Origin of the sequence: Shumkonia mesophila (genome assembly GCF_026163695.1) — a bacterium.
Lineage (GTDB): Bacteria > Pseudomonadota > Alphaproteobacteria > Rhodospirillales > Shumkoniaceae > Shumkonia > Shumkonia mesophila.
This window is the reverse complement of record NZ_JAOTID010000028.1, coordinates 21,095-28,317: the sequence shown is the minus strand read 5'-3', so window position 1 is coordinate 28,317 and position 7,223 is coordinate 21,095. Positions and strand designations below refer to the sequence as shown.

5 protein-coding genes are annotated in these 7,223 nt (G+C 63.3%); 3 read left to right on the top strand and 2 right to left on the bottom strand.

The annotated features are described in order from the left end of the window. The first annotated feature begins 564 nt into the window (after window positions 1–564). On the top strand, window positions 565–1,491 hold the full coding sequence (locus tag ODR01_RS24160) for a GntR family transcriptional regulator (RefSeq protein WP_316980277.1): 927 nt from the start codon (window positions 565–567) through the stop codon (window positions 1,489–1,491). Window positions 1,492–1,679: 188 nt separating this feature from the next. Here the strand turns inward: ODR01_RS24160 and ODR01_RS24155 are convergent, their stop codons facing one another. Further along, window positions 1,680–2,759, bottom strand: coding sequence for an isocitrate/isopropylmalate dehydrogenase family protein (locus tag ODR01_RS24155; protein ID WP_316980276.1), 1,080 nt, complete (start codon window positions 2,757–2,759; stop codon window positions 1,680–1,682). Between the two features lie 288 nt (window positions 2,760–3,047). Between ODR01_RS24155 and ODR01_RS24150 the strand changes: the two genes are divergently transcribed. Further along, on the top strand, window positions 3,048–4,118 hold the full coding sequence (locus ODR01_RS24150; protein WP_316980275.1) for an Ldh family oxidoreductase: 1,071 nt from the start codon (window positions 3,048–3,050) through the stop codon (window positions 4,116–4,118). Window positions 4,119–4,152: 34 nt separating this feature from the next. Further along, window positions 4,153–4,434, top strand: coding sequence for a hypothetical protein (locus ODR01_RS25320; protein WP_394356868.1), 282 nt, complete (start codon window positions 4,153–4,155; stop codon window positions 4,432–4,434). 593 nt (window positions 4,435–5,027) lie between these two features. Here ODR01_RS25320 and ODR01_RS24140 read toward each other — a convergent pair. Then, window positions 5,028–6,749 carry an IlvD/Edd family dehydratase gene (locus tag ODR01_RS24140; protein ID WP_316980273.1) on the bottom strand — a complete coding sequence of 574 codons (1,722 nt, stop codon included), beginning with the start codon at window positions 6,747–6,749 and terminating at the stop codon, window positions 5,028–5,030. Between the last annotated feature and the right edge of the window lie 474 nt (window positions 6,750–7,223).

Here is a 7,223-nt window from a genome sequence, read left to right as displayed (position 1 = left end):
CGGCTCCACCGTGTAGCCCCAGCCGCGGCGCTGCGGGATCAGCAGTTCCAGGCAGTTGCAGACGGTCGGCGTGTCGAATTTGCGCAGGGCGTCCAAATCGGCGGCAGTCAGCGGCGTGGCGGACATGGGAATAAGGCTCCTTTATGGGTCATGTACTTAGCAAAAATCCAAATGAATCGGCAAAATCGGCTGCCGGGTCACCGGCGCTCAACACCGGTCGTTGCGGACAGCGGCTGGTTTCCAAGGTCGCTTTGGTCGCCAAGGCCCAGCTTGCCAAAATTGGATTTTTTTTGCAACATATTCATATATGTTTGGTTGGCGGGATGCCGTCAGGCCTCGTCGGCGGGACGTCCGGCAGGCGCCAAGGCCATGACGATGCGGCTGGCGGCGGCAGATGGCGACGGCTCCGCCGGCCGGTCAAACGGGGATATTGGAAAAGCGAGGATCCAATCCGGATCGATTGCACGGCTTGCTCCGGGTTCCGCCGGAAAAAGGCATTTTGCGGCGGTCTCGGCAACGGTGTAGAAAGAAATGTATGGAAACTGGATTTTGCGCGAATCTCCGATGAACAACGTGCGGCAGCCCAAGCTGAGGGTGCAGATTGCCCTCCAGATCGGCGAAATGATCCGTGACGGCCGGTTGAAGGTGGGTGAGCACCTCAGCGCGCAGAAGCTGGCCGACGAGTTCCACGTCTCCCGCCAGCCGGTGAAGGATGCGCTGAAGATCCTCGAGGATCGCGGCATCGTCAAGTCGCAGAAGAATCGCGGCTGCTTCGTTGCCATCGCCGATCACGAAGTCCTGGCCGGCTCCCTGGGCCATGATCTGCCGGGTGAGGACGAGCCCTACTTCCGCATTGCCGAGGATCGGCTGACTGGCCGGTTGCCGGAAGAGGTGACCGAAACCGACCTGCGTCGGCACTATCAGATCAGCCGTGCCGAGATTCAGGGCATGCTGGCGCGCATGGTCCAGGAAGGCTGGATCGAACGTAAGCCCGGGTACGGCTGGCGGTTTCTGCCCGTCCTCACGTCGCCGGCCATGCACAAGCAGAGCTACGAGTTCCGCTTGGTCATCGAGCCTGCCGCCCTATTGTGCCCAACCTATACCGCTGACAGGACCGCGTTCGAGCGGATGCGCGAACAGCAGGTCGGGATGATGGACGGCGAGATCTGGAAGCTGTCGCCGGCCCGTCTGTTCCAAGCGGGAACGGAACTTCACGAGCTGATCGTCGGCTGTTCGGGCAACCCGTTCTTCCTGGAATCCCTCAGAAGGATCAACCGCCTGCGGCGGTTGATCGAGTACCGCGCCATGTTCGACCGCGGGCGGCTCATCAAGCAGTGCGAAGAACATATCGGGCTGCTCGACCTGCTGCTGGAGGGGCGGCAGGAGGAGGCCGCCGAGCTCCTCCGCGTCCACCTGGGCGCGGCCAGCGACCGCAAGAGCCGGTTCTTCGAGTCCAGCCTGTCGGACCGCCGCATCGAGGCGACGTTCTAACCCGGTCGGGCAAGGCGTCAGTCCACTTCCCTCCGGCCTCTTCTCTATCCTCGACCCCGACGCCTCAAAAGAGGCGGCCCGGAACCAAGGGGTTCCGGGCCAGGCATTGACAAGGACGCGAGTTTCTTACAGGGAGGCCGGACAGACCTCGACGTGGGCGCAAAAGTCGCTCATATCGTCGGCCGTTTTCAGGCGGCCACCACGTTGGTGCGCCGGATTTCCTCGACGACGCAGGCCGTGAAAGCGTCTGTTCCCAGCGGCCCGCCGAGATCCGGCGTGCGCTTCGCGGGATTCATGATGACCGTATCGATCGCCTTGTCGATGCAAGCCGATGCGCTGCAATAGTTCTGGCGCTTGTGGCGGTCGCCCAGCCACTTGAGCAGCATCGAGGCCGACAGGATCAGCGAAATGGGATTGGCTTTGTTCTGGCCCTGGATGTCCGGGGCCGAGCCATGCTGGGCCTGGGCCGCCGCAAGGGTGTCGCCAGCGTTGATGGAGCCCGCCAGACCGAGGCTGCCCGAAAGCTCGCTGGCCAGGTCCGACAGGATGTCGGCGTGGAAGTTGGTGGCGACGATGACGTCGAAACGCGACGGGTCCCTGACCAGGTAAGCGGCCATGGCGTCGACGATGATTTCCTCCAGTTCGACTTCGGGGAATTCTGCCGCGACCTTGCGGACTTCTCGCAGGAACAGGCCGTCGCTGAGAATGAAATTGTTGGCCTTGTGAATCGCCGCCACCTTCTTGCGCCGGGTCTGCGCCAGTTCAAAGGCGCGCCGGGCAATGCGATTGCTGGCAAAAGCAGTGATCTTGCGGATGGACAGGGCGATATCCTCGGTCGGCATGAATTCGCCGCAGCCGGCGACCATGTTGCGGTCCGGATAAAAGCCCTCGGTCGCCTCGCGCATGATGACGAGGTCCATGTGCTTGTCCGTCCTGGCCAGGCCCGGGCGCGTGCGGGCCGGGCGGACGTTGGCATAGAGGTCGAGTTTCACGCGGAACGCGGCCGAGAAGTTGACGCCGCCCTGGTCGCGCGGGGGGTAGTCGAGATGGGATTGGGGTCCGAGAATGATGCCGTCAAAGCGCCGGGCCTTGTCGAGCACTTCATCGCGAAGCGTGGTCCCGTACTTGTGGAGGCTGATGAAGCCGATCTCGTCGAATTCGAACTCTATGCCCAGCTTGTAGAGTTCCTCGACGGTCCGCATGACCGCCATTGTTGACTCGGTGATTTCGGGACCGATTCCATCCCCTGGCAGGACCAGAATTTTCATGTTGGTTCTCGTTTCCTTGGCGATTGATCACGCGGACGCCTGCTGCGCGGGCCATCCAACTGAGGCCGATTTTGCCTTGCATAATTGGATTTTACAATATAAAAATCCACTAGCTTTCAAAAGACAGGTCCCAGCCGAGGCGTCACGAGCGAGCGGAACGACTGGCTGCTTTGGTGCCGCTGGACATCAGGCGGGACGTGTGTGGTCAGGCCCTCCGGCGGCCGAGAAATTGGATTTTCAAGAATGGCCTGGCGGATCGCCGGCCGAATGGATAGGGGGATTGGCAGAATGGTGCAATCAGTGATTTTTGCGGATCGCGAGCTCCTGCGCTTCGGCGAGGCGGTGTTCACGGCGCATGGCCTGAAGCTGGCCGATGCCAAGTTGGTGGCCGAGGGGCTGGTGGAGGCCGATCTCAGGGGACTGCCGTCGCACGGTGTGGCCCGCATCCCGATCTATGCCGAACGCCTGCGGCGCGGCCTGGTCAAGCCGCAGCCCGCCATCACGGTGAAGCGGGTGACCCCGGTGGTGGCATCCGTCGATGGCGATGACGGCATGGGGTTCATCGTCGGCAAGCGGGCCATGGAGGAGGCTATCGCCATGGCCCGGGAGTTGGGGATCGGACTGGCAGGCGTGCGGCGCAGCACCCACTACGGCATGGCCGCCCTCTATGTCTTGCAGGCCATCGAGGCCGGCTTCATCTCGCTGGCCTTTACCAGTTCGTCGCCAGCGATCCCGGTCTGGGGCGGCCGCAGCAAATTCCTGGGAGCGGCGCCTTTTGCCGCCGGAGCGCCCGGCGGCAAGCTCGGCCCCTACGTGCTCGACATGGCCATGACCGTCGTGGCGCGCGGCAAGATCCGCCTGGCGGCGCAGCGGGGCGATCCCATTCCGGAGGGCTTGGCGCTCGATGCCGAGGGCCGGCCGACAACCGATGCGAAGAAGGCCTTCGAGGGGGTCTGCCTGCCGTTCGGCGGGCACAAGGGGGCGGCCCTTTCCATGCTCATGGAAGTCCTGGGCGGCGTCTTAACCGGGGCGGCCTTGGCTGGCGAGGTGGTCAACCCCTACCTCGACTTCTCGGGTCCACAGAACGTCGGGCACTTCTTCATGGCGATCAAGCCGGACCTGTTCATGCCGCGGGACGAATACGAGGCGCGGATGGATACCCTGGTCGAACGCGTCAAGGCCTGCCCCCGGGCCCATGGCTTCGACGAGATCCTGATGCCCGGCGAGCCTGAGTCGCGGGCGAAGGAGGAGAGGCTGAAGCGCGGCATCCCGCTAACCATCGATATCGTGGCGGCGCTCCGGGAAGAGGCGGAAAAATCGCGCGTCGCAGAGCCGTCGCCATTAGACCGGTGCCGGTAACCGGCCTGCACCAGGGTGAACGGAAGGAAGCGCGATGGTCCGCTATTCGAAGCGTCGCACTCCCGCCTGTATGTCAGCGTTGGGCGCTGAGCATTCGCGATGGGGCCGATCCCAGAACACCCAGTGCGGCAACGCCGTGCGAAGCTACCAGGGCCATTTGAAATCCGAGGACCCCAACGAGTCGGGATTTCAGACGGTCACGCTCGAAGACTGCATCGATACCCTCGACGCCGTAGGTGCCGGAGATGTCGCCACCAAACTCCGTGGCCGCTATCTGGATTTCAGCCTGATCGACCGAGTGGTGTTCGGGGAGTAGGCAGGGTATTCGACTCGGGCATGGAACCGGCCGCTTCATGCCCGAGGCTACCCAGGCGACGGTGAAGGGTGGGGATAAGCCTCGCCACCGACAATACCGCCATCGCTTTGTGGGAGATTTGTGGGAAAAAATAAAAGGGCCTTGCTAGGCCCTTGAAATGATTGGCGTCCCCTAGGGGAGGGGACCTTACTCTGAAAAAACGGCGGAAATCCGAGGAAATTCGCTTCCGATTTCGAGGGCAGTGTACCATAGCAGTGTATCAATTTCCAGCGTGTTACCACGCACCGGAAAGTTGTTCCCGCCCACGTCGAACTACCGGGGCACATGCTGCCCAGGTGATGGGCATTCGGCCTTTCTTTGCTCCTTGGGAACCATCTGTTCGTACTCGTCTCGCGCGAGGATCTAGCCGTAAAAGGGTTCAATCTCCCTCCGCTCCGACGAGGTGGCAGGAAGCGGCGGCGTCACCGGGCAACGGCCGACCCTCGACCCGAGATGGCGTGGTGAAAACCACCGACCCCATGGCATCAATGACGTAGATGGCCGCGCTTGAGGTAGCCATCCACGGGGGAGGAACGAGGTCGCAAACTGGCGGGTCAGGGGGTGCGGTCAGTATAGGGGCGCTTAGTCAGGAAGTCGAAGTCGCAGCCCTCGTCGGCCTGCTGGACGTGATCGAGGAACAGGCGGTAGTAGCCGCGCAGCCCGGTGGTGGGTTTGCGGGGCGGCGGCAGGGCGGTGCGGCGGGCGGCCAGCTCGTCGTCGAAGACCAGCACGTCGAGTGAGCGGCCGGGTACGTCGAGGCGGATCCGATCGCCGGTCCTGACCAGGGCCAGCGGGCCGCCGACGGCCGCTTCCGGGCAGATGTGTAGGACGATCGAGCCGAAGGCGGTGCCACTCATCCGCGCGTCCGACATGCGGATCATGTCCTTCACCCCCTGCGCCGCCAGCTTCTTGGGAATGGGAATGTAGCCGGCTTCGGGCATCGCCGGGGCGCCCACCGGCCCGGCATTGCGCATCACCAGGATGTCGTCGGGCGTCACATCGAGCGCCGGGTCGTCGATGCGGCTGATCATATCCTCCTGCGATTCAAAGACGATAGCCCGGCCGGTGTGGCTCTGCTTGGACGCCGCCGACTGCTTGAAGATGGCGCCACGCGGTGCGATGTTGCCGCGCAGCACCGCGATCCCGCCGGTCTGGCTAATGGGGTTGGTCAGGGGCCGGACCATATCTTGCGGCCAGGGCTCCGGGTAGGCCTCGATCTCCTCGCCCAGCGTCCTGCCGGAGACGGTCAGGCAATCGAGGTTCAGCAGGTGCCTGATCTCGCGCAGCACGGCGCGCATGCCGCCAGCTTTGTGAAAATCGTCCATGTAGCGAGTACCCGATGGCTTGATATCGACGAGCACCGGGGTTTCGTTGCCCATCCTATCGAAGGCGTCGAGGTCAACTTGGATGCCAAGGCGCCCGGCCAGCGCCGTGTAGTGGATGATGCCGTTGGTCGAGCCACCGATCGCCATCAGGGCGCGCAGCGCATTGGCGATCGATTTCGGAGTGATGATCTTGTCGGGGGTCAGCCCCTCGCGCACCATCGCCACCGCCCTCCGGCCGGCAGTCTCGGCGTGGCGCATGCGATCGGAATGGACAGCCGGGATGGTGGCGCCGCCCGGCAGCATCATGCCCAAGGCTTCGGTCATGCAGGCCATGGTGCTGGCCGTGCCCATGACGCCGCAAAAGCCGATCGAGGGAACCAACTGGCCACTGATCTCCGTGATTTCCTTTTCGTCGATCTCGCCGACGCGATGCTTGCCCCACAAGCGGCGGCAATCGGTACAGGCGCCCACCCGCTCGGCGCCATGAGTGCCGCTGAGCATGGGTCCGGTGACCACGCAGATGGCGGGGATGTTCACGCTGGCGGCGGCCATCAATTGCGCCGGCACCGTCTTATCACAGCCGCCGATGAGGACGACGGCATCCATGGGTTGGGCACGGATCATCTCTTCCGTGTCTATCGACATCAGGTTGCGCAGGAACATGCTGGTCGGGTGCGAAAACGCCTCGTGCAGGGAAACGGTGGGAAACTGCATGGGCAGGCCGCCAGCCAGCATGACGCCGCGTTTGATCGCCTCGATGAGTTCCGGGGCGTTGCCATGACAGGGGTTGTAATCGCTTCCCGTGTTGGCGATGCCGATCACCGGCCGATCCAGGGCGTCATCCGAATACCCCTTCGCCTTGATGAACGCCTTGCGGATGAACAAAGAGAACTCGGGATCACCATAGTTGGTAAGGCCCTTGCGCATACCCGCCTTCTTGTTGTCAGCCATTTTGTGAATCACCGCCGTGACAATTGGAACCCACTGCGTCCGGCGCCGCCGCACTGCCGGTCGTCGTCGGGGCCGGCCGGGGCGGACCGCGCATAGCGCAGAAGGACATCGCAAAACTGGAGGCAAGTCAATAAATATATCAATAATTTTATTGATTGACGTTTTTCCCTTCGGTGCAGTATAGAATCGGCTGGGCACTTGATCCTCGGATGCTGGCGTCTCCCACACCGCTCGGTCGGAGGAGGGAATTCGCCGGGCCGGGAAACAGGCATCACTGTTTGCCGTCCGGTGCCCGTTGCCGGAGCGGAGGGGTCGTTTACACCGCCCGCCACCGCGATGGCGCCGGCCGGCGCGATAGGTGAGGTATTTGTGAAGGGGGACGGTGCGACAGACGGGATAAGGCAACGGCGTGGGCCACGGCCCCTGGCGCCAGACCAACGCCTGCGGGGAGGCATTCCCGCGGGCAAGGCACGA

Bases quoted from the DNA above. Each gene is read 5' to 3' on its own strand.
- ODR01_RS25320 (WP_394356868.1), top strand. From the start codon at position 4,153: ATGGTCCGCTATTCGAAGCGTCGCACTCCCGCCTGTATGTCAGCGTTG.
- ODR01_RS24155 (WP_316980276.1), bottom strand. From the start codon at position 2,759: ATGAAAATTCTGGTCCTGCCAGGGGATGGAATCGGTCCCGAAATCACC.
- ODR01_RS24140 (WP_316980273.1), bottom strand. From the start codon at position 6,749: ATGGCTGACAACAAGAAGGCGGGTATGCGCAAGGGCCTTACCAACTAT.
- ODR01_RS24150 (WP_316980275.1), top strand. From the start codon at position 3,048: ATGGTGCAATCAGTGATTTTTGCGGATCGCGAGCTCCTGCGCTTCGGC.
- ODR01_RS24160 (WP_316980277.1), top strand. From the start codon at position 565: ATGAACAACGTGCGGCAGCCCAAGCTGAGGGTGCAGATTGCCCTCCAG.